Below are 25,491 nucleotides of genomic sequence, written 5' to 3'. Positions count from 1 at the left end.
AAGCCGGGGTGGCTCAATAACTGTTCAAATCTCTGGAGACAGTGGCGTGAGAATCGTTGAAATCCGCGAAAAAACCGTTCCGATCAGTTCCCCGATCCGGAACGCCTACATCGACTTCAGCAAAATGACCTTGAGTCTCGTCGCGGTCGTCACGGACGTCATTCGCGACGGCAAGCCGGTGATCGGCTACGGCTTCAACTCGAACGGCCGTTACGGCCAGGGCAAGCTGATGCGCGAGCGCTTCATTCCGCGCCTGCTCGAGGCCGCCCCTGCCTCGCTGGTCGACGACTCCGGCGACAACCTCGATCCCCACAAGATCTGGGCGACGATGTTCATCAACGAGAAGCCCGGTGGCCACGGTGAGCGGTCCGTCGCCATCGGCACGATCGACATGGCCGTCTGGGACGCGGTGGCGAAAATCGCGGGCAAACCGCTGTTTCAGCTCCTCGCGGAACGACACGGCAATGGCGAGGCCAACCGCAAGATCTTCGTCTACGCGGCGGGCGGCTACTACTATCCGGGCCAGGACCACGAAAAGCTCAAGGATGAGATGCGCAGCTACATCGACCGGGGCTACACGGTCGTGAAGAAGAAAATCGGCGGTGCCTCGCTCGACGAAGACCTGCGACGCATCGATTCGATCCTCAGCGTGCTGCAGGACGGCCAGAAGCTCGCGGTCGATGCCAATGGCCGCTTCGACCTCGATACGGCGATCAGGTATGCGAAGGCCCTGTCGCAGTACGACCTGTTCTGGTACGAAGAGGCGGGCGACCCGCTCGACTTCGAGTTGCAGGCGACGCTGCGCAACTACTATGACAAGCCGATGGCAACTGGCGAAAACCTGTTCTCGATGCAGGATGCTCGCAACCTGATCCGCTACGGCGGCATGCGCCCCGATCGCGACTGGCTGCAATTCGATTGCGCGTTGAGCTACGGCCTCGTTGAATATCTGCGAACGCTCGACATGCTGCATCAGCATGGCTGGTCGCGCAGCCGTTGTATTCCCCACGGCGGGCACCAGATGTCGCTGAACATCGCGGCGGGCCTCGGACTTGGCGGCAACGAATCGTACCCGGACCTGTTCCAGCCATACGGCGGCTTCCCCGACGGCGTTCGCGTCGAGAACGGATATATCACGATGCCGGAGCTGCCCGGCATCGGCTTCGAAGGCAAATCCGACCTCATCGCCGAGATGCGCAAGTTGGCTGAATAACGCGTGCTCGCAACGGCACCGACCAATATTCCCGGTTGAATGGCTCATATAAAGACGGAACGAAGCCGGCTCAATGCGGCCCTCCCACGCTGCTGCGTGGGAGGGCCGCATTTTCCCTTTGAAGACGCCACGCACAGGAGACAGACATGCCAGTATCGAAAGTAAGAAGAGCACTTTCCAAGCTGTACGTTCAGGTCCTCATCGGGATCGTGGCCGGGGTCCTACTCGGCCACTTCTACCCCGAGCTCGCCTCGCAGATGAAACCGCTGGGCGACCTGTTCATCAAGCTGATCCGGATGCTGCTTGCACCGATCATCTTTGCGTCGGTCGTGGTCGGGATTGCGCGCATGAACGACCTTCATCAAGCCGGCCGGGTTGGCGTGAAAGCCCTCCTGTATTTCGAACTGGCGTCGACCATTGCGCTGATAGCGGGAATGGTAGTCGTCAATGTCATCAAACCCGGCAGCGGAATGAACATCGATCCCTCGCAGATCGATGCCGCTGCGATTTCGACCTACACGCACGCGGCGCAGCAACACGGCATGCTCGACTTCTTCATGAGCATCGTTCCGAATAGCATCGTCGGGGCATTCGCCAATGGCGAGATGCTTCCCATCATTTTCTTTTCAGTCCTGCTCGCCATCTCGCTGGCAAAGCTCGGACCTCGTGCCGCGCCATTCGTCGACATGCTCGACATGTTCCTTCAAGGAATGTTCGGCGTCGTGCGAATCGTCATGTACGTTGCTCCGATCGGCGCGTTCGGGGGCATGGCCTTCACCATCGGCAAATACGGCATCGGCACGTTGGCATCGTTCGGCGAATTGATGCTTTGTCTGTATCTGACTTCGTTTTTCTTCGTGTTCTTCGTGCTCGGCCTCGTCATGAAAATGTGCGGGCTATCGCTGTGGAAGTTTCTCCGCTACATCAGGGACGAGATTCTGATTACGCTCGGCACGGCGTCGACTGAAGCGGTGTTGCCGCAGATGCTGATCAAGATGGAGGCGATGGGCTGCGCTCGCCCGGTGGTCGGCATGGTCTTGCCCACCGGCTACACGTTCAATGCCGACGGAACGGCGATTTATCTGACGATGGCGGCCTTGTTCATCGCCCAGGCGATGAACGTCCACCTGAGCATCTGGGGCCAGTTGCTCGTGCTCGGCGTACTGCTGCTCACGTCGAAGGGTTCTGCGGGTGTGGCCGGGGCGGGATTCGTCGCACTGGCCGCGACGCTCGCCTCGATGCACAAGATTCCCGTGGAAGGCCTCGTGCTGCTGCTCGGCGTGGACCGCTTTCTCAACGAGGCGCGCGCAGTCACGAACCTGATCGGCAATGGCGTTGCCACCGTCGTCGTCGCTCGCTGGGAGGGGCAACTCGACAGGAACCTGGCGCGCGCGGTGCTGGATCGCGACAATACGCCTCACTTCCACACACCTGTTCCTGCCGAGCAACCGGCGATCCCGCCGGCACCGACGACCGAAGCCGCCGCGGTTCTCGACGGCTCGCCGAATCATCGCTAGAACTGAACTTTTCCGGGTGGGTGCCGTTAATGCAGAGACATCTCACTCCACCGAATTCAGCATGAAACTGACCATCAAGTTCCGTCTTCTCGCCACACTCGCCTTGCTCGGGTTCCTGCTGACGGTGACCGGCGTGCTGGGGATCGCCGGCATGCGTGGTTCAAACCATGCCGTTGCGCAGGCGTACACGAACGACGTGGCTGCCGCAACCGCGCTCGGCAAGTCCAACCTGAACCTGACGGTAGTGCGTACCACGCTCGACCGCGTGCTGCTGCACCCGGAAGCAGCGGACAGAGCCGCGCTCATCGATAAGGCGCGCAACTATCTTGCGGTCTCCGACAAGGCCTGGAAAGAGTACCGCGCACTGCCCGTTTCCGAGGCCGAGGCGGCCTTGTCGAAGGCCGTGGCCGACGCCCGTGAAGCGATGCTCCATGGCGCACTCGAGCCGATGATGGACGCGATGAGCCGTGGCGATCATGAAGCCGCCGACCATGATGCGATGGTCTTGATGCCACCGCTGTCGGCGGCTCTCACGCAGAAAACCGCGGATCTGGACAAGTTTCGCAACGAGCAGGGCAATGTGCGTTACAAGACGGCACAGGACCGGTATGACACCCTCGTGACAATTACCGGAATCGCGATCGCCGTCGGTCTTCTGACCTGCGTCACCTGCGGTTTCACGCTGCTTCGCGCAATCGCGCGCCCGATCGATATGACGGTGCGCCATGTCGAGCGACTCGCTCAGGGTGACATGTCGCAGCAATTGCGCTTCGACAGTGATGACGAAATGGGTCGCCTCGTCAGAAGCGTCGGGCAGATGCAGATGGACATCGGCACGATGATCGAACAGATCGCGCGCGGCAGCGAGTCGATCGCATCCGCGACCCAGCAGATCTCGGCCGGCAACGCGGACCTGTCGGCGCGCACCGAGACGCAGGCGGCGTCCATCGAGGAAACGGCGGCGAGCATGGAGCAACTCACCAATGCCGTCACGGAGAACGCCGCGCACGCGCGTGAAGCGCGCGAGCTGGCCGACGCGACGAAGACCACGGCTGGTGCGGGTGCGGACGTGGTGCGTCAGGTCATCGCCGCGATGAGCGACATTCACGACGGAGCGAAGAGGATGGGCGAGATCATTGGCGTGATCGAAGGCATCGCCTTTCAAACCAACATCCTTGCGTTGAATGCGGCTGTCGAGGCTGCTCGCGCCGGAGAGGAAGGACGTGGCTTTGCCGTCGTCGCTGGCGAGGTGCGCAATCTCGCCCAGCGCTCAGCGACAGCGGCGAAGGAAATCAAGGAGCTTATCGACGCCTCGACAGCCCGCGTCGCGGACGGTTCGCGCCTGGTCGGTCGGGCCGGTGAGACCATGGGCGAAGTACAGACGGCCGTCAGCCGCGTCACGTCGATCATGAGCGACATCGCGACGGCCTCGGCCGAACAGAGCGATGGCATCGAGGAAGTCAATCGGGCGATTACGCAGATGGACCAGATGTCGCAGCAAAATGCCGCGCTGGTCGAGCAGGCAGCCGCCGCGGCCGCGTCGCTGACCGAGCAGACCGGTCTGTTGACGAAGGCGGCGGGTCGATTTCGCTTTGCGTCCCTGTCCTGATGCCGCGCTATGGGATCGCCTGCCGCTGCGGGCCTTAGCTGCGCGCGTCGCCGGAGGTCGTGGCGTCAGGCTCACCGGTAGGCGCCGCCTCGAGAAAGCCGCGCCCCATCTCAGCCTCGAAGCGCGAAGCGCTGCCCTCCCAGATGATGCGTGCATGTTCGAGCACGTAGACACGGTCCGCATGCGGCAGCGCAAACCTGACGTTCTGCTCGCCCAGCAGTACGGTAATGGGCGTGGACTTTTGCAGCGAATCCAGCGCTTTCGACAATTGCTCGAGAATCACGGGGGCGAGCCCCAGTGTCGGTTCGTCGAGAATCAGCAGCTTCGGCTGGGTCATCAGCGCGCGCGCGATCGCGAGCATTTGCTGCTCGCCGCCGGAAAGCGTGCGCGCGGTTTGGCCCTGGCGCGATTTGAGGATCGGAAAGAGATCGAACAGCCACGACAGCTGTTTGGCGCGCACCGTATCGGCGAGATGATATCCGCCGAGTTCGAGATTCTCGCGTACCGTCATGTCGCCGAATAGCTCGCGCGTTTCCGGGCATTGCACGAGGCCGGCGCGCGAGATCGCGGCACCGCTGCTACCGCGCAGATCGCGCCCGTCGAAGCGAATCGTCCCCTTGTACGGCACGAGGCCCGAGAGCGCGTTGAAAAGCGTCGTCTTGCCCGCACCGTTCAGACCGACAACCGATACGAACTCGCCCTCGCGCACCCGCAGACTGACGTCGTCGAGTGCGCACGCCTTGTCGTAAAGCACACGCACACCGGTCACCTCGAGGATCGTGGGCCTGGCAATGCCCGCGGCTCCGGTGCGCTGGCGCAACTCCAGCTTGCTGCCCAGATAGACCCGGCGCACTGTCTCGTTCTGCATCACTTGTTCGGCGGTGCCCTCGGCGACGTGCTCGCCAAGGTACATCGCGAGCACGCGGTCGGCGAGCGCGGACAGACTTTTGACGTTGTGATCGACCAGCAGCACCGCGCGGCCTTCGGCGCGAAAGCCGCGAATCAGCTCGGAAAACGCCTCCGATTCCGCCACCGTCAGTCCCGCGAACGGCTCGTCCACCAGCACGACCTGCGGGTCGCGCGCAATCGCTTTGGCCATCTCCATGCGGCGCAGATCCGCAAATGGCAGTGTCGCGGGATGCCGATGCATGACGGCGGCAAGGCCCACACGCGAGGCAATTTCCTGCGCGCGCTGGTGCACGTGCGGTTCGGCGGCCAGCTTGACGAGCGAATCAGGAAGCAGCGCGAGCTTGATGTGTTCCAGCACCGTCTGCCGATGGAGCGGCCGCGAATGCTGAAACACGATGCCCACGCCCCCGCGCGCGATCCGGTGCGGCGCCCAGCCGGCCATCTCCACGCCATTCACCTTGACCGACCCCGCGTTGGGCCGCTCGATGCCCATGATCAGCTTCATGACGGTGGACTTGCCCGAGCCGTTTGGTCCGATCAGGCCAAGAATCTCGCCGGGCCGGATGTCGAAGCCGATATCCCTGACGGCGACGAGACCGCCGAAGCGCTTGGTCAGTCCGCGTACGGAAAGCAGCGGCGTGTCGTTCATTGGCGCTCCCTCGCACGCAGCAGATTGCCGAGCAGACCGTCTGGAAAGAACAGCAGCGCCGCCAGTGCGACCGCCGCGACGACGAATGTGTTGAGCTGGCCGAGCGGGCGCAGAAACTCGCCGGCGACGATCAGGAAGATCGAGCCGAGCACAGCGCCGAGTATCGTGCGGCGTCCGCCGAGCACGGCCGCGATGATGATCTGTACTCCCACGCTGAGATCCACCACCGTGCTCACGGAGGCCGTGCCCTGGTAGAACACCAGCATCGCGCCGGCCACGCCGGAGAAAACGGCGCTGATGCAAAAGGCCACGAGCTTGTGTCGCGTGACATTGAAACCCAGCGCCTGCGCGCCGGTCGCGTCCTGGCCGCTTGCCTGCAGGATCAGACCGACTGCCGAACGCGACAGGCCGAACAGCAGGACAGCGCAAACGATCAGGAACGCGAGCGCGATCCAGTAGTTATGGTTCGCATCGACCGACATCACGTCCGGCACCATCATGCCGATCTCGCCGCCAGTTATGCCCGCAAAGATCACGATGGCGTTCTGCAGCAGCAGCACGGCCACGAGCGTAACCAGCCCGAAGTAAGGACCGCGCAACCGCAGCGCGGGCACCGCCAGCAGCAGGCCGCCCACCAGCGCGACGCCACCGCCAGCGAGCACGCAAACGGGTATGGGCAGACCCCATCTGGCGTCGAGGATCGCGGCCGAATAGGCGCCGAGTCCGATCAGGAACGTCGGCCCGAAGTTGACCTCGCCGGCAAAGCCGAACAACAGGTCCCACGACATGGCGAACACGCCGAAGTAATACGCAACCGTGAGCACGCCAAGGATGTAGCCCGAAAGCCACCACGGCAACGTCGCCGCCATCGCGGCGAGCGCAACGGCGATCCATGCGCCACGCGAACGGAGAAGAACGGACATGGGGGTACGCTCCATTCGCACTGTTAGCGGCGTCCCAGGAAGCCCTGGGGTCTTACATACACCACGAGCACCAGCAGCAGCAACGCGGGCAGCGGCCGCAGGGTCGGCGCGATCAGATAGGCCGTCATGGTTTCCAGATAACCGACGACATACGCGGCCATCAGCGAACCGGACACGCTGCCGAGCCCGCCCAGCACCACAATGGAGAATGCGCTGGCCGTGAGCTGCCCCGCATTGTTGGTGCTCACGCCGAGGAACGAAGCGAGCAGCACGCCCGCGATACCGGCCAGCACCCCATAGATGCTCCACGCGAGAAGATAGATTCGGGAGAGTTCGAAACCGAGCAGCGTGAGACCACGAGGGTTCATCGAAGCCGCGAGCAGCGCCTTGCCTGCGCGCGTGCGGTTCACGAACAGCCACAACATGGCGATCACGGCCCAGCAGACCACCGCGATCATGATTTCGTTGAGCGGCACGCGCACGCTGCCGATCATCGCCACACCGCTGATCAGCGGGCGCATCGTCACCGGGTTGTCGGTGAAGAGCCACGCCATGCCCTGCTGGATCATGATGCCCCACAGCAGCGTGCCGGTGAGCACGAAGATTTCCTTCTCTTCACCGGGAATCGCGGCCGAGCGTTGAATGGGCCGCACCACCATCAGGTAGGTGGCGAAGGCCGTCACGAGACCCGCCAACACGCCGAGCAGCGTGCCGAGATAGGTGCCAAGTCCCGCCTCGCCCGCGAGCATCCAGCCCATCAGCGCCGCGACCAGCATCACGCCGCCGTGCGCGAGATTCAAGATGCCGGAGACGCCGAAGATCAACGTGAAACCGATCGCGCCCAGCGCGTAAAGCGAACTGATTGCAAAGCCGTCGACGAGAATCTGCAGTAGCAACATGCCCGGCCTTTCATGTTGGTTAAGGTGTCGATGCGTGCGCTGTCCGGGCCTTCGCTATGCGCGGCTCCGGACAGTCGCGATCGTCGCGCTGCTAGTTTGCGCTTGCCTGCTGCACTTTGATGAAGGTCGGGAATTTGACCACGCCGTTGGCAATCGACTTGGGCCAGATCGCAACCTGCTTGCCGTTTTGCCATTGCAGGTCGATGCCCGTGATATAGCCGGGCCCGTACTTCAGCGCGTGCGTGAACTGATCGCTCTTGCCGTAGAACTGCCAGCGTCCGATCGTGCCCACGTAGTCGGTTTTCTCGAGTGCGTCGACCATCTGGTCCGGATCGGTCGAGCCCTTGTTGCGCTTGATCGCGTCCGCGACGATGTAGACGAGGTCGTAGCTCGTGAAGCCGCAATACGCCGGAGAGACGCCGAACTTCTTCTGATACTCATCCGTAAAAGGTACCGTTTTCGACGTGATCGCCACGCCCGGCGCCGCGGCCGAGGCCGTGATCACGCCTTCCGTCGCGCCGTTCGTGTCCTTCCAGAAGCTCGTCGTCGTGGCCTGCGAGCTTTGGCCCGACATCGGGATCGGCACCTGCTGGTCGTGCCATTGCACGGTCGGCTGCACGCCAACGTGGCTGATGCCGGTGGTGATCGTGTCGGGGTGCTTCGCCTCGATCTGGTTGAAGATCGGCGTGAAGTCGGAAGTGTCAGGATTGAAGCGGATGTGATCGAGCACCTGAAGTCCCGCTTTGGGCAGGCATTCGAGGTAGCGTTCGTCGAGCGGCTTGGTCCACGCCGCGTCCTCGCTCATGACGACCGTCGTTTTCATCTTGAACTGGCCGACCAGAACGTCGTGTGAGAAGTCGCAGATGGACTGTGCGATGAACGCCGAGGTCATCCAGCCGTGGAACGTGTACTTGTAGTGGTCGTAGTCGTCGTGAACGTGCTTCGAAATGTCGTTGCTAGCCGCGCCGGGAGTGATGAAAGGCACCTTCAGGCGTCCCGACCACGGTTCCATCGCGAGCGCCACTTCGCTGATGTAGCTGCCGATCACAGCGACCACCTTGTCCTGAGTCGCCGCGCGCTGGAAGGCGCGCACGCCGTCCGAAGCCGATGAATGGTCGTCGTACGCGACGATCTGGATGGGCCGGCCATCGACGCCACCGCTGGCGTTGATCTGGTCCGCGGCGAGTTGCGCCGCCTTGCTGATCGAAGCGCCCGCCACCGAGGATTCTTCGCTGATCACGCCGATCTTGATCGGCTCTGCCGCCGCATGGGCGCCTGCCGGCAGACCCAGGCCCGCCGCTACCATCCCCGTCGCGACGACGCAATGAAAGTTTCGCCACACACTGTTACTGGACATCATGCATCTCCGATTCGAAAGGATCGTTGAGCAACATTTGCCCGCCACATCGCAGCATTTGAAGAATGCGCACACAACAATATTCACGGGCCTCGCAGCGCTCAATCGGTACAAACGATGACCGGGTCCCTACGGATTTCATGGTGCAGAGCGGAAAAAATTTTGCCGCCCGCGCCGCCGGACGCGGTTTGTCCACCGTGAGAGCGATGGCTATGGACCGCGAGATTAGCGGCCTTCGTCCTCTCGCTCATTCGTCGTCCGAAGCATTGTGGCCGCATCGCTTTGCGGGGTTGGTGCGGCGGTTCAATGGACCGACCCGCGCCATGATCAGCTGAGGGCGGTCGCGGCGCGGAAACGGACCACGCGGCGAGCGTGCCTGCGTGCGGGTCCGAACACTGCGCGGCAACCCTGCTTGCTGACACATGTACGTCATGATAGGTTGCTGCAATTCCCGCTGCCGCATCTGGCATCTATTTTTCGCAACGCTCGTGTGCTCCGCCATCTGGCGCAATTGGCTCAATTACCGCGGCTTCCTGAATGCGCTGCTGACGGCGGCTGGTCTGCCGGCGGTGCCCTGGTTATCCGATCCGCACCTCGCGCTCTGGTCGCTGATGTTGGTCGATGTCTGGCAATGGACGCCGATGGCATTCCTGATCATTCTCGCGGGGCTGCAGTCGATTTCGCCTGAAATCGCCGAGGCGGCCCGCACCGACGGCGCGAACGAATGGCAGTGCCTGCGATACATCACGCTGCCGCTCGTTGCACCCCACGTCGCCCTCGCGATGCTGCTGCGCTCGATCGACACCTTCAAGCTGTTCGACAAGGTGTACGCATTGACGGGCGGCGGTCCGGGCAATGCCACGCAAACGCTGTCGACGCACATCTACGACACGGGTTTCCGGTTCTTCAACGTAGGACCCGCCAGCGCGGCTTCGGTACTGATGCTGCTCACGTGCGCGGTGCTGGTCTCGGGATACATATGGAAATCGGCCGTCAAGCGCGACCGTTGATGCCACTCGCACGCTTGCAGGGTTTAGCGCGACGCTCGTCCGCTGCCGCGGTACGAGGGCTGTTGCGGATCGCTGCGCTGGCGGTGTTGCTGCTGCCGTGCATATGGATGGCTGGCGCGGCCTTCACGCCGACGCTGGAACGCCTCGCCCATCCGCTCGCGTTGTGGCCTTCGGCGCCCACGTTCGAGCATTTCGCGGCGGGTGTGGGAAAGCGGCATGGCCCAGTCGGTGCTGAACTCCGTGTGGGTCGCGCCAGGCGCCACGTTGCTCGCGCTCGCGCTGGCTTTTCCGGCCGCTTATGCACTCGCGCGGCTTGCGTTTCCCGCGCGCCTCGATCTGCTGTTCCTGCTGCTCGTGCTGGCACTGAAGCTGATGCCGCCGATTACGGTGGCCGTACCGCTGTTTTCGCTGGCCAAGTGGCTCCATCTGCTCGATTCGCTGTTTGGGCTGATACTCGCCTATCAGCTGTACGCGCTGCCGATGGCGATCTGGATGTTGCTGCCGTTCGTGCGCGACGTGCCGATCGAATTCGAGGAGGCCGCGGCGCTCGACGGCGCGAACCTCGCGCAGCGCATCGTCTTCATCGTCGTGCCGCTGTGCGCGCCAGGTCTCGTTGCCACCGCCATCTTCGTGTTCATCATCGCGTGGAACGAGTTTCTGCTGGCGCTGTTGTTCGTCTCGTCGCCGAGTCATTTCACGCTGCCGCTCGCCATGGCGGGTTATGTGACCGAGAACGGCATCGACTGGGGCGAACTGATGAGCGCGGGGCTGATTTCGTCGGTGCCGACGCTTCTGCTCGCGGGCTATGTCCAGCGCTATCTGCTGCAGGGCTTTTCGGGCGGGTTGAAGTAGGGGGCTCCGACTTCACGCCGCCGCTGCGGCAGACGCTTTGCTTATCCAGAGGTTCTCTTGCGCCCTGCCCTGACTGATCACACCGTTTCGCCGGCTGACTGGATGTCGGCCGTCGATGGCAGCCGCTTGCTGTCCGTACTGACCTTGCCGGGTAGCCACGACACCTGCGCCTACACGATCGATGACCGGCTCGCGCGCGCAGCATGCCACGCTCGACGATCAGTTGCACCATGGCGTGCGGGTCCTCGACATCCGCTGCCGCCATGTGCGTGATCGCTTCGCGATTCATCACGGCGGCATCTCGCTGGGTCTGACTTTCGACGATGTGGTGCGGACATGCGCTCAGTTTCTCACGCTTCACCGCGGCGAATGTATTGTCATGTCCGTCAAGGACGAATGGCCCGCGCGTGAGTGCGCCCGCGCGTTTGCCGCGACCTTCGAATGGTATGTGGAAAGACATGCGGATGTGCGCTGGCACCTTGCTTCCGGGCGGCCGCTGCTGGAGGCGGTACGCGGGAGCATCGTGCTACTGCGGCGCTTCGCAAGTGAAGGGCCGCTCGGCATCGACCTGACAGTCTGGCCCGAGAACGCGACGTTCGATATCGACGTCGTGCCGGCGCCGTTCACCATTCAGGACGAGTTTCGCGTGCCGGTGCCGACATCGATCGCTTACAAATGGCGCGCCATCGATTCACTGTTGAACCTCGCCCCCGCTCTGTGCGGCGAGCGGTGGGTCGTCAACTTTTGCAGCGGCACGGGATGGCGGCGCCGCCGGTCGTCGTGGCGTGTGGCGATACACGGCATCGCGGCATTCACGAGCAACTTGCGGAGCGACTCGCGGCTCGTCCGGAACCAGGCGGCACAATGATGCTCGACTTTTGCGACTGGCAGGACTGGCGCCTCGTTGATGCGTTGATCGACTGCAACTGGAGCCGATAAGGTTTCGCTGCGGGTATGACGTTGCCCGCGAACGTCAGCGTGGTTCCTTGTTTGCCTGAGGCTGCCGCGGTGGCGGCTTCGATTCTTGTCCGCGTTGCGCCGGTTCACGCGCACAGGCGTCCGGCGGCGTGACATAAGGAACGTCGTCGCGGCAACACGCATAGATCGGAAACCCATACGCGTTCGTGCCGACGATGGTCGTTGGCCCGTGCAGTGGGCACACCGTCTTCATGGCGCCCCCTTGAAACTCATCGATCAATCGCTTCCATCTTACGCTCGCGTGCGAACGGTGTTCTATGCGCCTACGTTGCCCTTCGAAACCCGGTCCCGTTCACCGCCGCCGACACGCATTCGCTATGCGTGCCGCGCCGCAGCGTTCGCCATTCTCTACAGCACGCGTCGCGCTCGAGCGACGCTACCTGGGCAGCCGCCCCCTCGTGCAGCAAGCCGGCCGGGCTCACGCCGGAGTGCCTCACAGGGTCGGCTGAATTGACATTTTCTTGCATAACATGCAATGATGCATCCGGTGGTGCTCACTGCAGTGTCCTGTCATTTCGGCCATTTTGGTGACATTGTTGGGGTGCTCTGCGAAGCAATCGGAGAGCGCACTCATCATCGCTGGCCATTGACGTCTTTCGTTCGGACGTTCAAACGTCGACTTAGCGCGACTACGCCCCTGACAGCCGACCTTTCTGAATAGGGGTATTCACCTAGCCTTTCGTCCCAAAAATTTAACATTTCGAAGTTAGAATTAACCCTCTAAAAACGATTGTTATGTCATTTCATGACAGTTGAAATAGAGGGCGAAGCATCCGGTCAGTGACACGGCAGGACTGACGAGGGTTATGGCCAACCGATCGGCCACGACCCGATGATGGACACCGTGTCGTCATTCGACTGTTGAATACCCACGATCAGAAGTGCGATCCGGGCCGAACTGGTTTTGTGGTGTTTATTTAGTCTTACTAATAACACTTTTGCTCCGGAATCCTCTCGACCGACATTCAGCACATTCATCGCGCATGTCGTCTCCGGGGCAAGCGGGTTCGAAATCAATTCAGGGAGAAGCAATGAAAGACCTCTCGTCCGAAGATTTGCTGAAACTCTGCCGAACGAATGCGTCAATTTTTCTTTCGCTCGCCAGCGAAGCGTTTGAAGGGCACAGAAACTCGCCGGCCTGAACCGGCTGGCGAGAAACGCCATTCGGGGCATCTGGAATCTTTGAGCAGTGCGCCGGCGCGGCATATCGCGGCGAGCTGGCGCACCCGGCTCCATTCGCGCAATACCACAAGCCAATAAAAACCCGCGCGGTTCAATCAATGCCGCAGCCGTTCTCCCACGACGCGGGAGGAGCAGCGCATTGTGGCAAAGGAATGGCTGGTTGTGCGAGACGGCCATTGGGTATTCACGATCCTCGCAGATATGACGATCACGGATGGAAAGGATGACGAAACGAATCGTAGTAGTAACAGGCGGCATGGGCGGCCTGGGAGAAGCGATCAGTACGAAACTGCACGACGCAGGGTATGCGGTGGTAGTCACGCACTCGCCGAACAACACCGGTGCGGACAAATGGCTGGCTGACATGGAAACTCAGGGCCGGAGCTTCCGCGCTTACCCGGTCGATGTGGCCGACTACGACTCATGCCAGCGTTGCGCGGACAAGATTCGGGCGGAGGTCGGCCCGGTCGACATCCTGGTCAACAACGCGGGGATCACCCAGGACATGACTCTCAGGAAGATGGACAAGGTGAACTGGGATGCGGTCATTCGCACGAACCTCGATTCGGTCTTCAACATGACCAAGCCGCTGTGCGAAGAGATGGTCGCACGAGGCTGGGGGCGCATCGTCAATATTTCGTCCGTCAACGGTTCAAAAGGCTCGGTCGGCCAGACCAACTACGCCGCGGCCAAGGCTGGCATGCACGGTTTCAGCAAGTCGCTAGCACTGGAAGTGGCGCGCAAAGGGGTCACCGTCAACACGATTTCGCCGGGCTACCTGGCCACCAAGATGGTCACCGCGATTCCGCAGGAGATCCTCGATACGAAGGTCCTGCCGCATATCCCGATGGGACGTCTCGGCAAGCCCGAGGAAGTCGCGGCGCTCGTGCTCTATCTATGCTCGGACGATGCCGGCTTCGTGACCGGCTCCAATATCGCGATCAACGGTGGCCAGCACATGCAGTAACGCGACACACCGCGCCGGTACGCCCCGGAACATCGGACGAAGACGGCGTGAACCATTCACGCAACACCCCTGTGCTTCCATGAGAGGAACGTGTCATGAGTGAGACCTGGATGGGCCTGATCATTGGGGGCTCGGCCCTCAGCATCGCAATGCTGATGGTGATTGATCACTATCGCCGTGAGCGCAGACGGGCACGACTGCTACGACATCTGGATCATCACGAGTGGTGGCATCAACCGCGCGGGCGAATGTAGGCGCATCGTCCGTGCCAATAACAGATCAGATACTTCGAGAGGGCTGAAGAATGACACCGGAAACCACCGGACAACTAAAGGCCACAGGCCATCAGATTACGGTTCGTACGAGGCGCGGCGGCATGCGGGTCGCCGCAGTGTGGCAGGTATTGATGCCGGTCGCGGATGCCATCGAGGACGTACGGATTACGAGCAACCGCAAACGCGACGTCGAAGACATGACGATCGCGTTTGCCGACAGGTTCTCCGGATCGCTGCACACCGTTCTCAGGCAGTTCGAGACGATGCCGTGGGTGGCCGCCGCGGAACTTTGCTGAACACCGGGGCCGTGCCGCTTGCAATGGGTCGCGTCGCCACGCCACCCCGCGCGCGTCATGCTACCTGGCCCGCCAGGTAGCTGGCGGGCGCGCGCCCCGCATGGGTTGTTTGGCACGAACCGGCCAATTGAAGTCGGACGCATACGACCGGACCTAGCCGGTCACCACCTGAGAGAAGTGGATGAAAACAACAAGCAAGAAAGGGCCCCCGGACAGGGAGAGCCCCTATACACCCCTGACCGCTGGAGATGCGATTTCCCATCTCGAACGGATCCTGTCCTCCGATGGCGCGGATTCGTTGTTCAGCCGGACCTACTGGCGCGCGCGTGTTCAGCAGGTGAGCGCTACTCAAGGACTGACTCCGCGGCAGCAGGCAAGGCTTGTGAAGTTGCTCGAGTCGCTCCCGCCCCCGGTCCCGAGCGAAGAATCGTGCTAGGGCCTGTTCACTTTTCGACCTCGCTACATCGTGGAGATTCGGGCGCAACTCGATTGGCAGGCGGCCGCCGGCTCGGACAGCCAATCGCCAAGCCGCAGACGTACGCCGTCCGCGATGGATCAGAGCTGGTCGTCTACATCCAGCAGCCGATCCTCCACATGCAGATCTTCGGCGCACTCTCCCCGCAAGGGCAGCTCACCGCCTTCCGCTCGGAGTCGATCGCGGACCATTTGGCCGAGGCGTTCGCGCACGAGGATACGTTGTGCCGTGTCCATCCGCGCGTAACGCTGAATCTGCGAATCCGAAAAGTGGAGTGTGAGCACGCATCGCGCATCCAGCGTCGTGTCGCCATGTGACTCGACGACCCAGGAGGCCCGGATGAAGAACGTCCGGCCGTCGTCGTAGCTGCTGATCGCGGGCGCCTTCGGCGACTCGAATAGCGTGGAAAGAGCCAGTTCGATTTCTTCGACGCGCTGGTTCAGATCGATGTCTTTCATTGAAAGTCCTCCTTGTGGTCGAGGGCCCGGTTGCGTGGCATCGGGCGTCGTCGTGACCGCGGGTTCGCTCGACGCTGCGCCCGAGTCGCCCGCTGGCACGACGGCGCTCGCGTGTCCGCACTATGCGTGCCGGCATTGCGCCTGGCCCCGCCGAATTGATGAATCGATGAATACGCGAGCAAGAACTGTGACCGGCTGCCTCTGGCCGCCCAATGAAGAGGCAGCGTGCTTCGGCTGAAGCCGTCGAAATCGCTGGCGCGTCCGGAAGTGTGCGCGCGGCTCGTGAAGAAAAGCGCGGACTACGACCGTGCCGTCGAACAGATCGTCGGGTTGCAAGCCGAAGGCCTCCGTAGTCAGGCTATCCAAACCCTGAACAAGGAGCTGCTGCCGATCTACATCGGTTACACGGCGACACTCGAGGACATCAACCAGTTTCAGGTCGCCGGGACAACGAAGGCCACCGCCGCCATCACGGACATCGCCCAGAAGAGCTATTTGATATTGGCCTGCCTGGGCGCGGCGGTCCTTGCCATGAGCGTTGGTTTCGGATGGGTGATCACACGCAGCATCACCCGCCCGCTCGCGGAAGCCGTCAACATTGCGTCGACCGTAGCGAAGAGCAACCTGACCCAGAAGTTCGAGGTCACCAGCAGAGACGAACGGGCCATCTGCTCAACGCTCTCAAGGACATGAACGACAGGCAAGGACGTCACCGCATTCAAGCCTCACCGGCGCGCGCTGATGCTCAATCCCAAGGTGCTGCTGCTCGACGAGCCGCTCGAGGGCCTCGCGCCGATTATCGTGCAGGACTTGATGCGCATCCTCTCGGAGATCATCCGCGACGAAGGCCTCTCAGTGATTCTGGTCGAGCAGAACGCGCGCAAGGCGCTGGGCATCACGCACAACGCCGTGGTGCTCGAGCGCGGCTCGGTTGTTCATTCGAGTACGGTGGTCGAGTTGCTGGCCGAGGATCACAAGATCGATACCTTGCTGGCCGTGTCTCAACATTAAGAGGCGCGCGATGCGCGGGGCTGCCCCCTTTGGGCTCCGCAGGCGCATCGCGTGCTGGCCGGGAAAACCAGCGTGCACGCCGGAGCACTCTGCCGCCAACCGGGCTACACCGCGAAAGTCGCTACCGCCCTGTTGAACGCATCCGGTCTCGCGACATTCATCCCATGCGACGCACCCTCGATCGTTTCGCGTTCGGCAAACTCGATCCACTGTTCGAGCTTGTCGACCGTATTGCGGAACATACGGGGACTTTTCTGGCCATCGATCAACAACGTACGGCACTTGATATCGCGCGCGGATTCCGGCGTATAGGCGGGAAGCGGATCGAGCAACTGCTTTGGCAGCGTGAGCGCGTTGTCGAGCGCCATGCGACGAAAGCTCTCCGGGCTTTTGTTCCAGAACCCCGGCATGCTCACCGAGTCGACGAACATCGACAAGCCGGCGTCGAACTCGCCCCGCTCGATCAGTTCCGCGACCCGTGCGCGCAACACGTTGGTCGCTGGCGGCATGAACGCGGGCTGCCCCCTCGGTTCGGTTTGCAGCGGGCCGCCGGGATCGGCTAGCGTCAGCGTTTTCACGAGGCGCGGAAATTCGCGCGCGAGATGGAAAGCCACGCACCCACCCCGCGAGTGACCGACCAGATGAACGGGAGCAAGGTCGAGCGCCGTGATGAATCCGGCAATTTCCTCGACGTGCGCCTCCCAACTGAAGTCGCTGTATCCAAACGCATCGATCTCGGGCCAGTAATGGCTCAAGCTCGGCGCGAAGCAGCGAAACCGGCCAGACAGAGAGGCCATCTGGGCGTCCCAATAGCGATAGTCGCAAAGCGAGCCGTGCACGAACACCATCGGCTCGCCGCGCCCGGACTCGACATACGGTATCGCAAGACTCGATGCGGTGGTCACAAACGATGGCGCGGACGCGCCAAAGGCCGCGGCCAGAATCGATGGGCTGCTACGTGCATTCATCACAGGGCTCCTTTGGCGCCACTATCGAGGGTGTGCTCGCAAAAGAAAATCGCATAATATTGATGGAATCGATCTACTTTTCTGATATCAACCATCATGGCAACGGAAATGAAAGCGCTCGATCTGGACGTGCTGTCCATGATCATCGCGGTCGCGGACGCCGGCACGATCAGTCGCGCGGCGCAGGTCGTGCATCGTTCGCAATCGGCGGTGAGCATGCAAATCAAGACGCTCGAGACGGCGCTCGGCAAGGCGCTTTTCGTGCGCAAGCCTCGCAGCGTGGTGCCGACGCAGGACGGCGAAATGCTGTTGACCTACGCGCGGCGGATGATCGCCCTGCGCGACGAAGCGTGGGCAGCGGTGGTACGGCCCGACGTGACCGGACGCGTGGTGATCGGCGTGCCTGACGACTATGCGACGTCACTGTTCCCGCCGATCCTCAAGAAATTCTCGGCGACCTATCCGAAGGTGGAGATTCAGGTAGTGGGCCTGCCAAGCGTCGCTCTCGAGCCCATGTTGAAGGACGGCACGGTCGATCTCGTCTGCGCGACGCGCGTGAAAGGATTGCACGGCGAGTTCCTGCGTCATGAACCGATGGTCTGGGCCGCCGCGCCAGGCGCGACCGAGATCTGGCGTGAAAGGCCCTTGCCCATCGCCGTGTTTTTGCCCGGCAGCGTCGCGCGGGAGAAAGCCATCCGGAGCCTGGAGCGCGCGCGCATCACGTATCGAACCTCGTATGAAAGTCCGAGTCTGCTGGGTCTGCTGACGATGGCCGAGGCCGGACTCGCGGTGACTCCTTTGGCCAAGTGCGCGGTACCGGCTCACTTCTCGCTGCTGGGAACCGCGAATGGCCTGCCGGAAATCGGCACACTTGAAGTCGTGCTGGCGCGAAGTGCCGCTTCGAAACGGCCTGTGTGCGATTTTCTCGCGGAACGCATTCTCGCCGACCTGAAGAATTAACCCGCAGATCGACGGTTGCGTATCACGCCACGGCGGACAGTTCCAACGGAGCGTACTTCGAGGTCGCGAGCGCTTCGGCGGGAACGGCAACGTGCGCGCGCCGCACCAGCGCGCCGCCGGGAAACCCGGGAAACAGTCCGCTCGGGCGCTCTCGTCCGCCGCAAAGACGTGGCGGTGCCAACGACCTCAGGACGACTCCCCCTCCTCGACCCCGCGCGACGCGCACATCCGCCACGAAGCCTTCGGCACGGCAGCGGTTTGCGCAACGTCGCGCCACCAGCGTTCGCCGCGATGCACCGCAGTCAGATCGAGCCGCTCGCCCATGCGCGGTGTCGACAGCGCGACGCCTCGCGCAAGCGCCAGCCCCGTCACCCTTTCGAACGGCTCCTGCCAGCGATGCATCGCGAGGTCGAAGGTGCCGTTATGGATCGGCACGAGCCAGCGGCCGCGCAGGTCGATATGCGCCTGCACGGTTTCTTCGGGCTGCATATGGACATATGGCCACATCGCGTCGTACGCGCCGGTCTCGATCAACGTGACGTCGAATGGTCCGAGGCGCTCGCCGATCGCGCTGAAACCCTTGAAGTAACCGGTGTCGCCGCTGAAAAACACACGCAAATCGTGATCGACGATCACCCACGACGCCCACAACGTCCGGTTGCCGTCGAACAGGCTGCGCCCGGAGAAGTGCTGCGCGGGCGTCGCGGTGAACTCGATGCCCTCGACCTCCGTGCCCTGCCACCAGTCGAACTGCCGGACCTTCGCCGCGTCGATACCCCATTCGATGAGCCGGTCGCCGACCCCAAGCGGCGTCAAAAACACCTCGGTGCGCTGCGCCAGTATCAGCACGGTTTCGCGGTCGAGATGGTCGTAGTGATCGTGCGACAGGATCACGCCGCGCAGCGGCGGCAAATCGTGGAGTGAGATCGGCGGCGCATGAAAGCGCTTCGGACCGAGATTGCGGAACGGAGACGCCCGCTCGGCGAACACGGGATCGGTCAGCCAGAACTTGCCGCGCAACTTCAGCAGCATCGTCGAATGACCGAGCCGGTACAGGCTGCGGTCGGGCGCCGCGTCGAGTTGCGCGCGCGTCAGCGTTTCGACCGGCAATGCGTCGGCCGGCACGGTGCCGCTCGGCTTGTTGAACAACACCGTCCACGCGAGCCCGAGCGTTTTGCGCAGGCTTTCCGCCGGACGCGGCTTGACGTTGCGGAAGCGCTCGCCGTCGTGCTGCGGCGACTGGCTGAACCTCGCGCGGCTGCGCTGTGCGGCGTTCACGCCGAGCATTCGGCGGACAAAGGCGGGAAGCGACGTCATGAAGTTGACCTTCCGAAGAAAATTTACACTCGGCAGTGTAGTTTATTTTCAAGAAAAGTAAACTGGCCAGTGTAAAATCGTTGGATGGAATCCTGTGCCCGCCCCCAACGTCTGACTGACCGAAAGCGCGTCGCGATCGTCGCCGCCGCGATCGAGGAATTCCTCGCGGCCGGCTACGACGCTACCAGCATGGATCGCATCGCCGCCCGCGCGAACGTCTCGAAGCGCACGGTCTATAACCATTTCCCGAGCAAGGAAGCGCTTTTCGCGGCGATTCTCCATCAGCTGTGGGACGCGAGCCATGACGGCGATGCACCCTCTTATCGTGCTGGCCAACCGTTGCGCGCGCAGTTGCTCGATCTGCTGGAGCGCAAGCTGCGGTTGCTTCACGACGAGTCCTTTTTGTCGCTTGCCCGGGTGGCGATCGCGGCTGGCATACATTCACCGGAGCGCGCGCGGGACATGGTCGCTCGCATGGGGGAACGCGAGGAAGATCTGACGGCGTGGGTCCGGGCGGCCGCCGCGGACGGCCGCATCAAGACCGATGACCCCGTCTTCGCGGCACTGCAGTTGCAGGGGCTCGTGAAGGCTTTTGCCTTCTGGCCGCAAGTGGCAATGGGGCAAGTGCCGCTCGATGCCAAGGAGCAGAAGCGCATCGCGGAAGCGGCGGCGGATATGTTTCTCGCGCGGTATGCGTGAGTCGGTTTGCCGGGTTGGGGCGTCACGTCGATCGCGACTGGAGGGTTGATCTGCGTCGAGTCTCTGTCGTCCGTCGAGCACTACCGATGGCTGGAATTGCTCTTCATCCTCCTTGAATCGACTTTAATTCATCAATGGTTGCAGCAACTACGTCATCCAGTGGGCTTCTAGCCCACCGTCCGGCAGCGGCTCCAGCCGGACTTTTTCTCCGAACCACCCGGGCAGGAAGACGCGCGCCTCGAACGACTCGACCACCTGCCGCCGTGGCGCGTGGCGTATTGCCCGCCGCTTACGTTTAGACGCCAATACAGTCGTAGAAATAACGCCGCGCGAAACCAACGCGAGCCCGAACGTGTGAAAACTTGACGGCTCCCACCTAAGGCCAGCGGGCTATGGTGATGACAAAGTCCAGACCCAGAACAGACGATTTTTCGTCTGGCGGCCAAAGCCGAAGAGGTACGGAAAACCGGCAACAGGGCAATCTGTTCGAGGGTTCGCAGTCCGCGCCTTCCGCGACTGATCAATCTCGCGCCGGCACGGACTCACTTGCCGCGGATGATCAGCCAGCGCGAGCGGATGCCCTCCGTGAGCGACTGCACGTTGTCGCCCAGTTTGTATTTTCCCCGCAGCATTTCCTTGCCCGACGAGATGCCGCGGTGGCAGGCCTCGATCAGCTTCTTGCGCATCGAAGCCGAGAACCCGATCCCATTGCCGAAGCAGAGTTCGATCAGCGAGTCGACCAGCGCGGTCGCGACCTCGTCGCGCTCGCGCCGCGCGCCCGGGGCAAGGATGCGGCCGGGCCAGAGGGCGTACTCGACGCCTAAGTTCTTGTTGGTGGCCTCCAGGTCCTCGATGGTGCGGTTCAGGTCGGACCAGGGGCCGGCGCCGTCGTAGGTATCCAGGCCTACGGCCGTGAACTTCCCGTACTTGATCTGGAAAAAGATGTTCTGGTCGCCGAGGATCGAGCCGCGCGGATACTTTTCACCGGAGTTCACTTCGCGAAAGCGGTCTCCGTTGCCGATGAAGAAGTCGACCGCCAGTATCTCGCCAAGACCGAAGGGCACGTCGGTATTGCCGCGCACCAGCGCGTCGCCGAGTAGCTTCTTCTGCTCCAGATCCTTGCCGATACCGTGCAGGTTTGCCAGCTCCTCGACGAAGCTAACCTTGATGGCGGTCTTGACCGTTCGGTCAGCGGTATGGAGCAGGTCGTCGAGCTTCTGCAACCATTGCGTCTGCGTGAGCGGCGGGGTGGCTTTGACCTTGGCCGGGTCGCAGCGCTTGAGTTCGTCGATTTCCTTCAGTGAGAGCTTGGCGGTTTCGAAGGGCAGGCCACGCAGCCTGGAGAAGGCGGTGGCATGGAACTCCAGCATGGCGCCGACGTTGTTGCGCCCGGCGCCGTCCTCGGACTTCACCACCAGCGGGCGCGAAGCATTGCGCTGGCTAATGAGCAGCACCACGTTCTTGTTGTTGGCCTCGACCGGCTGGATCGACGAGATCTCGCCGGCGGCGATATCCATGAACGGCATCAGACTCTCCTTGGGGATCAGGAAATCAGAACGACCTTTCGGCCAGACTCGGGACTCGGGGTCAGGTAGCCAGGCATCCAATGGGCATATGACTGAAACGCGACGAGTTTCAGCCACATGTCTGCGTCGAGCGAGCGTCGCTTCATGGCCGGCCTCTGCCCGATGCGCTCGGCTGGAGACGACGTTCAGGCGTTGATCCAGGCTCGCGCCTGTTCCAGCTCGTCCACGTGGAACGCCTTGATTTCAGCCTTTGTGAAGAACCGCGCCAAATGCATCGAGGCGTGAATCCAGCCCGCGTCAGCCACCACGGCGGCGCGCTTGACCTTGCGGGCGACGGAGACGCCGAGCGTCAGGTCGGTCCACAGCGCCTTCGGCTCGATGCCACTGAAATGCTCAATGCGTTCGAGCACGCGGGTCTTACCGTTCAGTTCAAGATCACCACGCATACGCTCGATGGTTTCGCGCAGTTCGTGGTCGGTGATCTTGCCTTCAACGGCTATTTCGATGACCGACGAATCGGGTGCGGTGTGATAACGGATCATGGCAAGCCCCCAGGCCAGGGAGATGCTACACGTTCAGGCACGGATGAGCCTGGCGTTCGATGGCTTGCTCATGGTACCCCTTTCCACGCGCCCGGTAAGCGCTACGAGCAGCGCGTTTCGTTCTGATGCCCGTCGGTGCTCGTGCGTTGCGAACGACCCTTGCACATAATCCAGCGGACGTTCGGTTCCACACGTCGAGCGTCGCGTCATGGTCGAGAGCACCAGTTCCGCGAACCTACTCCGGAGCTGACGTCGGGGTCTTCAATGGCCGCTTTCCGGCGAGGGGGAAGAATGCGTACTGCCCGCCATGAACGGTCTTCCGATAGCCGCTCCACCGCGACATTCGACCGGTTGAATCCGCCTCGAGAAGCGGTCTTTCGAACGCCATCGTCCGGGAGAAATCCTTTCTCGCGAGACGTTGCGCGGCGCGAGCGTACCTGAGTGATACGCAATACCGTGGAGTTGGACTACGCAAAGCGTTCGCCTGCGCCTGACCTGTGTCCGGAACTTTGCATGGACTTTCAGCTGTGCGGTGATGCGACCGCCGAGCAAGAGAACGAAATTCGCCCGATCCAGACCCAACCTGACATTCAGGTTACGCAACCAACGCCAAGCCCCCGGACTTCGGCGGAAAATTTTCCAAAAATTGGTAGATTATCCAGTGTCATTCAACATATTGTCGATTGATAATTGATTTCACGCACCCGCCGCGGCAAGTACACACCGACTTGAAATTGTCTCGCGATGCCGGTGCTGGACGGCAGCCGGACCAGCCGGGGCCGCACGCCCCTGTCGACAATCTTTGATAAGCGAGTCAAGCAATGGAACCGAGGTTTTACCGATCGTGGCATCTCGCAAAATCTGACGCCGAGTTCAAGATCGCGGAGTTCGAGTGGTCACTGATTCGTTTTTACGAGTCCTTCACCCGCTTCGTTCTGGCAACAGGCGTCGTTACGATCACAGCGAACGTCGAACTCAAACATCAGGAGCACGTGATCCTTCACGTCATTCGTATGCAGGACCGTCCCAAGACCAGCGCAATGATCGGACGATTGATGAACCGCGACGATATTCCCAACATCCAGTACAGCCTGAGAAAGCTGGAAGCCGCCGGGTTGATCGAAAAGCTACAGGACACGAGCAGCAAGACCTACCTGTATTGCGCGAGCGATCTGGGGATCCGATTGACGGACGAGTACTACAAGGTCCGAAAAGAGATACTGGTTCAGCGCCTCGGGGAAATCAGCGACACAGAGGAGAAGTTCGAGCGCTACGCGCGCTTCATGTCTCTGCTTACTGGGATTTACGATGAGGCTGCTCGCGACGCCGCCACCATCACACCGCAGACTGAAAAAAGTGCGACAGCCACCGGATCGGCGCAAAGCGTGACACAGCAAAAGGAACCCTGAATCGGGTCTGATGCGGCGAAAACAACCCCTCCCCCGGCGCAAAGTCCGAGGAGAGAGGTAGCAGGGGCGGATCAGTCTTCGATCTGCTCGGTCTTGTAGGTCATCCGCTTGCCGTCCGCAGCGCGCTTGAAGCGCAGGCTGCTGTCCTTTCGCGCGCCCGGCACGCCGCGCCCCGGTTTCGCGATGCCGCGATTCCAGCGCGAAGCAACCTTGCGCCAGGTGATGGCCGAGATGTCCGTTGCGACCATCTGCTCGCTCTCCCATCCGGTGCCGTCACCGTAGAAGTCTTCCATCGACTCGCGTGCATAGATATCGCAGTCGTTGAAGCCATGCAGTGCCAGCGGCTCATAGACACGCTCGTAGCGATATTTGTGCGCCTCCAGTTCCTCCGGCGTGTTGCAGATGCGCACGATCACCTCCCAATACTCATGCGTGTCGTCGGTAATCGGCACGAACCACTCCAACTGGGTCATATGTTCGCCCGGCCAGTTCTCGACCGCCACGAGTCCGGGCAACACGATCGAAGTCCGATAGGGGCGGCCTACGAGTCCAGGCACTTTCAGTCCCAGTTCCTTGTTTTCCAGCACCGGTTGCCACTTGTCAGTGCCGAGCCACTGCAGCATGCCCTTGGGACCGTCAGAGTCTTCGAGGGTCTCGACGCAGTCTTCGCCGCTCGGCAGCAGGCCAAGCGGAAGGACCCATTCCATCGCGTGAATGATGCTGTTGTCCTTGTGCAGCAGCAGATGAGCGTTGTCGATGCCGTTCTCGCACGCGATGCGCCAGTTCGTGAAGCCGATGCGATGAATGCCCATCGCCACCGCGTTCTCGTCGAGCAGACTGGGCACGGCCGGCCACAGCGGGTGCGGGTAGCGGTCGCTTTGCTTCGGAAAGCGCACCGGCAGATCCTGTTCGAGCGACGGAACGTCCTCAAGCGGGAAATCGTCGTCGCGCACGAAGACGAAGATCATGCCCGCGACTTCGTGCACCGGATAGCTCGTAATGCCGACCGTGCCGATCAGCTTGTCCTCGGGGTTCGCGATGATGGTCGCAAGCTTGCCCGTTTCAAGGTCGAACGTGAAGCCGTGATACCAGCACGATATCGTCTTCTTGTTGAAGCACATCGGCTTTTCCGAAAGGCGAACGCCACGGTGCAGACATTGATCCTTGAGTGCATGAACCTTGCCGTTCGCGCGCCTCAATACAATCGGAATCCCGCATATCTGCACGCCTTCCACTTGGTCCTCCGTCAGTTCGTGGCTGAAAAGCGCCGGATACCAGTGATTGACGAAGCCCCACGCAGCGTCCTTATAGGGCTGGTATTGACTCGATGTACCACTATTGCCGCCACTCACCGTGCGGCGGCGGACGATCGTCGGGTCTGACATTACTTCGCTCCATGATGAAATCGGGCGCCGCGGACTTGCCGTTCGCACGGCCCCGTTGACCAAATCAGTGCGTGGGCCAGCCTGCAATGCCTGGCCGTTATCGAA

General features: G+C 61.9%; 25 protein-coding genes and 2 pseudogenes. 16 read left to right on the top strand and 11 right to left on the bottom strand.

What is annotated here, in order from left to right:
* Positions 1-46 precede the first annotated feature (46 nt).
* The 3 genes from OKW41_RS19360 to OKW41_RS19350 all read left to right on the top strand — a co-directional run bounded on the left by OKW41_RS19360 (position 47) and on the right by OKW41_RS19350 (position 4,339).
* Complete coding sequence (locus tag OKW41_RS19360) at positions 47-1,213, top strand: mandelate racemase/muconate lactonizing enzyme family protein (protein WP_429448442.1); 1,167 nt, start codon at positions 47-49, stop codon at positions 1,211-1,213.
* Positions 1,214-1,359: 146 nt separating this feature from the next.
* Positions 1,360-2,730 (top strand): C4-dicarboxylate transporter DctA, encoded by a 1,371-nt coding sequence (gene dctA / locus OKW41_RS19355; RefSeq protein ID WP_429573633.1) that lies wholly within the window; start codon positions 1,360-1,362, stop codon positions 2,728-2,730.
* A 61-nt stretch (positions 2,731-2,791) separates the two neighbouring features.
* Positions 2,792-4,339, top strand: coding sequence for a methyl-accepting chemotaxis protein (locus OKW41_RS19350; RefSeq protein ID WP_429448446.1), 1,548 nt, complete (start codon positions 2,792-2,794; stop codon positions 4,337-4,339).
* A gap of 34 nt (positions 4,340-4,373) precedes the next feature.
* On the opposite strand, the gene OKW41_RS19345 is transcribed toward OKW41_RS19350, so the two are convergent.
* The 4 genes from OKW41_RS19345 to OKW41_RS19330 all read right to left on the bottom strand — a co-directional run bounded on the left by OKW41_RS19345 (position 4,374) and on the right by OKW41_RS19330 (position 9,076).
* On the bottom strand, positions 4,374-5,897 hold the full coding sequence (locus OKW41_RS19345; RefSeq protein ID WP_429573632.1) for an ATP-binding cassette domain-containing protein: 1,524 nt from the start codon (positions 5,895-5,897) through the stop codon (positions 4,374-4,376).
* Positions 5,894-6,820 carry a branched-chain amino acid ABC transporter permease gene (locus OKW41_RS19340; RefSeq protein WP_429487546.1) on the bottom strand — a complete coding sequence of 309 codons (927 nt, stop codon included), beginning with the start codon at positions 6,818-6,820 and terminating at the stop codon, positions 5,894-5,896. Before OKW41_RS19340 ends, OKW41_RS19345 begins: the two co-directional genes overlap by 4 nt.
* A 23-nt stretch (positions 6,821-6,843) precedes the next feature.
* A complete protein-coding gene (locus OKW41_RS19335; protein ID WP_429573631.1) occupies positions 6,844-7,719 on the bottom strand; it encodes a branched-chain amino acid ABC transporter permease in 876 nt (291 codons plus the stop codon).
* Positions 7,720-7,810: 91 nt separating this feature from the next.
* Positions 7,811-9,076, bottom strand: a complete 1,266-nt coding sequence (locus OKW41_RS19330) for an ABC transporter substrate-binding protein (protein ID WP_429448453.1) — start codon at positions 9,074-9,076, stop codon at positions 7,811-7,813.
* A 470-nt stretch (positions 9,077-9,546) separates the two neighbouring features.
* Between OKW41_RS19330 and OKW41_RS19325 the strand changes: the two are divergent.
* The 3 genes and pseudogenes from OKW41_RS19325 to OKW41_RS19315 form a co-directional block, all read left to right on the top strand.
* Positions 9,547-10,086 (top strand): annotated as a pseudogene (locus tag OKW41_RS19325) (carbohydrate ABC transporter permease); the annotation flags it as partial.
* Positions 10,086-10,938, top strand: a pseudogene (locus tag OKW41_RS19320) (carbohydrate ABC transporter permease). The pseudogenes OKW41_RS19325 and OKW41_RS19320, both read left to right, overlap by 1 nt.
* Positions 10,939-11,119: 181 nt before the next feature.
* Positions 11,120-11,806 (top strand): phosphatidylinositol-specific phospholipase C domain-containing protein, encoded by a 687-nt coding sequence (locus tag OKW41_RS19315; protein ID WP_429573630.1) that lies wholly within the window; start codon positions 11,120-11,122, stop codon positions 11,804-11,806.
* 914 nt (positions 11,807-12,720) lie between these two features.
* On the opposite strand, the gene OKW41_RS19310 is transcribed toward OKW41_RS19315, so the two are convergent.
* Entirely contained in the window at positions 12,721-13,275 is a 555-nt protein-coding gene (locus tag OKW41_RS19310) for a hypothetical protein (protein WP_429573629.1), read from the bottom strand.
* Positions 13,276-13,321: 46 nt separating this feature from the next.
* Here OKW41_RS19310 and phbB point away from each other — a divergent pair, with 46 nt between their 5' ends.
* From phbB to OKW41_RS19290, 4 genes are all read left to right on the top strand, one after another.
* Entirely contained in the window at positions 13,322-14,065 is a 744-nt protein-coding gene (phbB, locus tag OKW41_RS19305; RefSeq protein ID WP_429448464.1) for an acetoacetyl-CoA reductase, read from the top strand.
* Positions 14,066-14,160: 95 nt separating this feature from the next.
* Positions 14,161-14,319 carry a hypothetical protein gene (locus tag OKW41_RS19300; protein ID WP_018436194.1) on the top strand — a complete coding sequence of 53 codons (159 nt, stop codon included), beginning with the start codon at positions 14,161-14,163 and terminating at the stop codon, positions 14,317-14,319.
* Between the two features lie 122 nt (positions 14,320-14,441).
* Positions 14,442-14,636: a hypothetical protein gene (locus OKW41_RS19295; RefSeq protein WP_429448466.1), complete on the top strand. Its 195-nt coding sequence runs from the start codon at positions 14,442-14,444 to the stop codon at positions 14,634-14,636.
* Between the two features lie 181 nt (positions 14,637-14,817).
* Entirely contained in the window at positions 14,818-15,072 is a 255-nt protein-coding gene (locus OKW41_RS19290; RefSeq protein WP_429448467.1) for a hypothetical protein, read from the top strand.
* Between the two features lie 119 nt (positions 15,073-15,191).
* Here OKW41_RS19290 and OKW41_RS19285 read toward each other — a convergent pair whose 3' ends face one another.
* Complete coding sequence (locus OKW41_RS19285; protein ID WP_429448468.1) at positions 15,192-15,569, bottom strand: DUF3022 domain-containing protein; 378 nt, start codon at positions 15,567-15,569, stop codon at positions 15,192-15,194.
* 225 nt (positions 15,570-15,794) lie between these two features.
* Here OKW41_RS19285 and OKW41_RS19280 point away from each other — a divergent pair, with 225 nt between their 5' ends.
* Positions 15,795-16,262, top strand: a complete 468-nt coding sequence (locus OKW41_RS19280; protein ID WP_429573628.1) for a hypothetical protein — start codon at positions 15,795-15,797, stop codon at positions 16,260-16,262.
* A 48-nt stretch (positions 16,263-16,310) separates the two neighbouring features.
* The gene (locus tag OKW41_RS19275) at positions 16,311-16,580 is read left to right on the top strand and encodes a hypothetical protein (protein ID WP_429448472.1); all 270 of its coding nucleotides are present in this window, start codon (positions 16,311-16,313) and stop codon (positions 16,578-16,580) included.
* A 104-nt stretch (positions 16,581-16,684) separates the two neighbouring features.
* Here OKW41_RS19275 and OKW41_RS19270 read toward each other — a convergent pair whose 3' ends face one another.
* Positions 16,685-17,548 (bottom strand): alpha/beta fold hydrolase, encoded by an 864-nt coding sequence (locus tag OKW41_RS19270; RefSeq protein ID WP_429573627.1) that lies wholly within the window; start codon positions 17,546-17,548, stop codon positions 16,685-16,687.
* A gap of 108 nt (positions 17,549-17,656) precedes the next feature.
* Between OKW41_RS19270 and OKW41_RS19265 the strand changes: the two genes are divergently transcribed.
* Positions 17,657-18,508: a LysR substrate-binding domain-containing protein gene (locus OKW41_RS19265; RefSeq protein WP_184069590.1), complete on the top strand. Its 852-nt coding sequence runs from the start codon at positions 17,657-17,659 to the stop codon at positions 18,506-18,508.
* Positions 18,509-18,694: 186 nt separating this feature from the next.
* Here OKW41_RS19265 and OKW41_RS19260 read toward each other — a convergent pair whose 3' ends face one another.
* Positions 18,695-19,825 (bottom strand): MBL fold metallo-hydrolase, encoded by a 1,131-nt coding sequence (locus tag OKW41_RS19260; protein WP_429573626.1) that lies wholly within the window; start codon positions 19,823-19,825, stop codon positions 18,695-18,697.
* An 84-nt stretch (positions 19,826-19,909) separates the two neighbouring features.
* On the opposite strand from OKW41_RS19260, the gene OKW41_RS19255 reads away from it, so the two are divergent.
* Positions 19,910-20,524 carry a TetR/AcrR family transcriptional regulator gene (locus OKW41_RS19255; RefSeq protein WP_429448478.1) on the top strand — a complete coding sequence of 205 codons (615 nt, stop codon included), beginning with the start codon at positions 19,910-19,912 and terminating at the stop codon, positions 20,522-20,524.
* A gap of 542 nt (positions 20,525-21,066) precedes the next feature.
* On the opposite strand, the gene OKW41_RS19250 is transcribed toward OKW41_RS19255, so the two are convergent.
* Positions 21,067-22,050 carry a hypothetical protein gene (locus OKW41_RS19250; RefSeq protein WP_429573625.1) on the bottom strand — a complete coding sequence of 328 codons (984 nt, stop codon included), beginning with the start codon at positions 22,048-22,050 and terminating at the stop codon, positions 21,067-21,069.
* A 185-nt stretch (positions 22,051-22,235) separates the two neighbouring features.
* Positions 22,236-22,592: an STAS/SEC14 domain-containing protein gene (locus OKW41_RS19245; RefSeq protein WP_429573624.1), complete on the bottom strand. Its 357-nt coding sequence runs from the start codon at positions 22,590-22,592 to the stop codon at positions 22,236-22,238.
* Between the two features lie 513 nt (positions 22,593-23,105).
* Here OKW41_RS19245 and OKW41_RS19240 point away from each other — a divergent pair.
* Both OKW41_RS19240 and OKW41_RS19235 read left to right on the top strand, forming a co-directional pair.
* Positions 23,106-23,279: a hypothetical protein gene (locus tag OKW41_RS19240; protein ID WP_429448482.1), complete on the top strand. Its 174-nt coding sequence runs from the start codon at positions 23,106-23,108 to the stop codon at positions 23,277-23,279.
* Positions 23,280-23,413: 134 nt separating this feature from the next.
* Positions 23,414-24,001, top strand: a complete 588-nt coding sequence (locus OKW41_RS19235) for a winged helix DNA-binding protein (RefSeq protein WP_184023986.1) — start codon at positions 23,414-23,416, stop codon at positions 23,999-24,001.
* Positions 24,002-24,072: 71 nt separating this feature from the next.
* On the opposite strand, the gene OKW41_RS19230 is transcribed toward OKW41_RS19235, so the two are convergent.
* The gene (locus tag OKW41_RS19230) at positions 24,073-25,386 is read right to left on the bottom strand and encodes a Rieske 2Fe-2S domain-containing protein (RefSeq protein ID WP_429573623.1); all 1,314 of its coding nucleotides are present in this window, start codon (positions 25,384-25,386) and stop codon (positions 24,073-24,075) included.
* Positions 25,387-25,491 lie beyond the last annotated feature (105 nt).

Source organism: Paraburkholderia sp. UCT70 (assembly GCF_050434085.1).
Classification (GTDB): Bacteria; Pseudomonadota; Gammaproteobacteria; order Burkholderiales; family Burkholderiaceae; genus Paraburkholderia; species Paraburkholderia tuberum.
The sequence above is the reverse complement of the archived record's forward strand: the minus strand, read 5'-3'. Positions and strand labels throughout refer to the sequence as shown.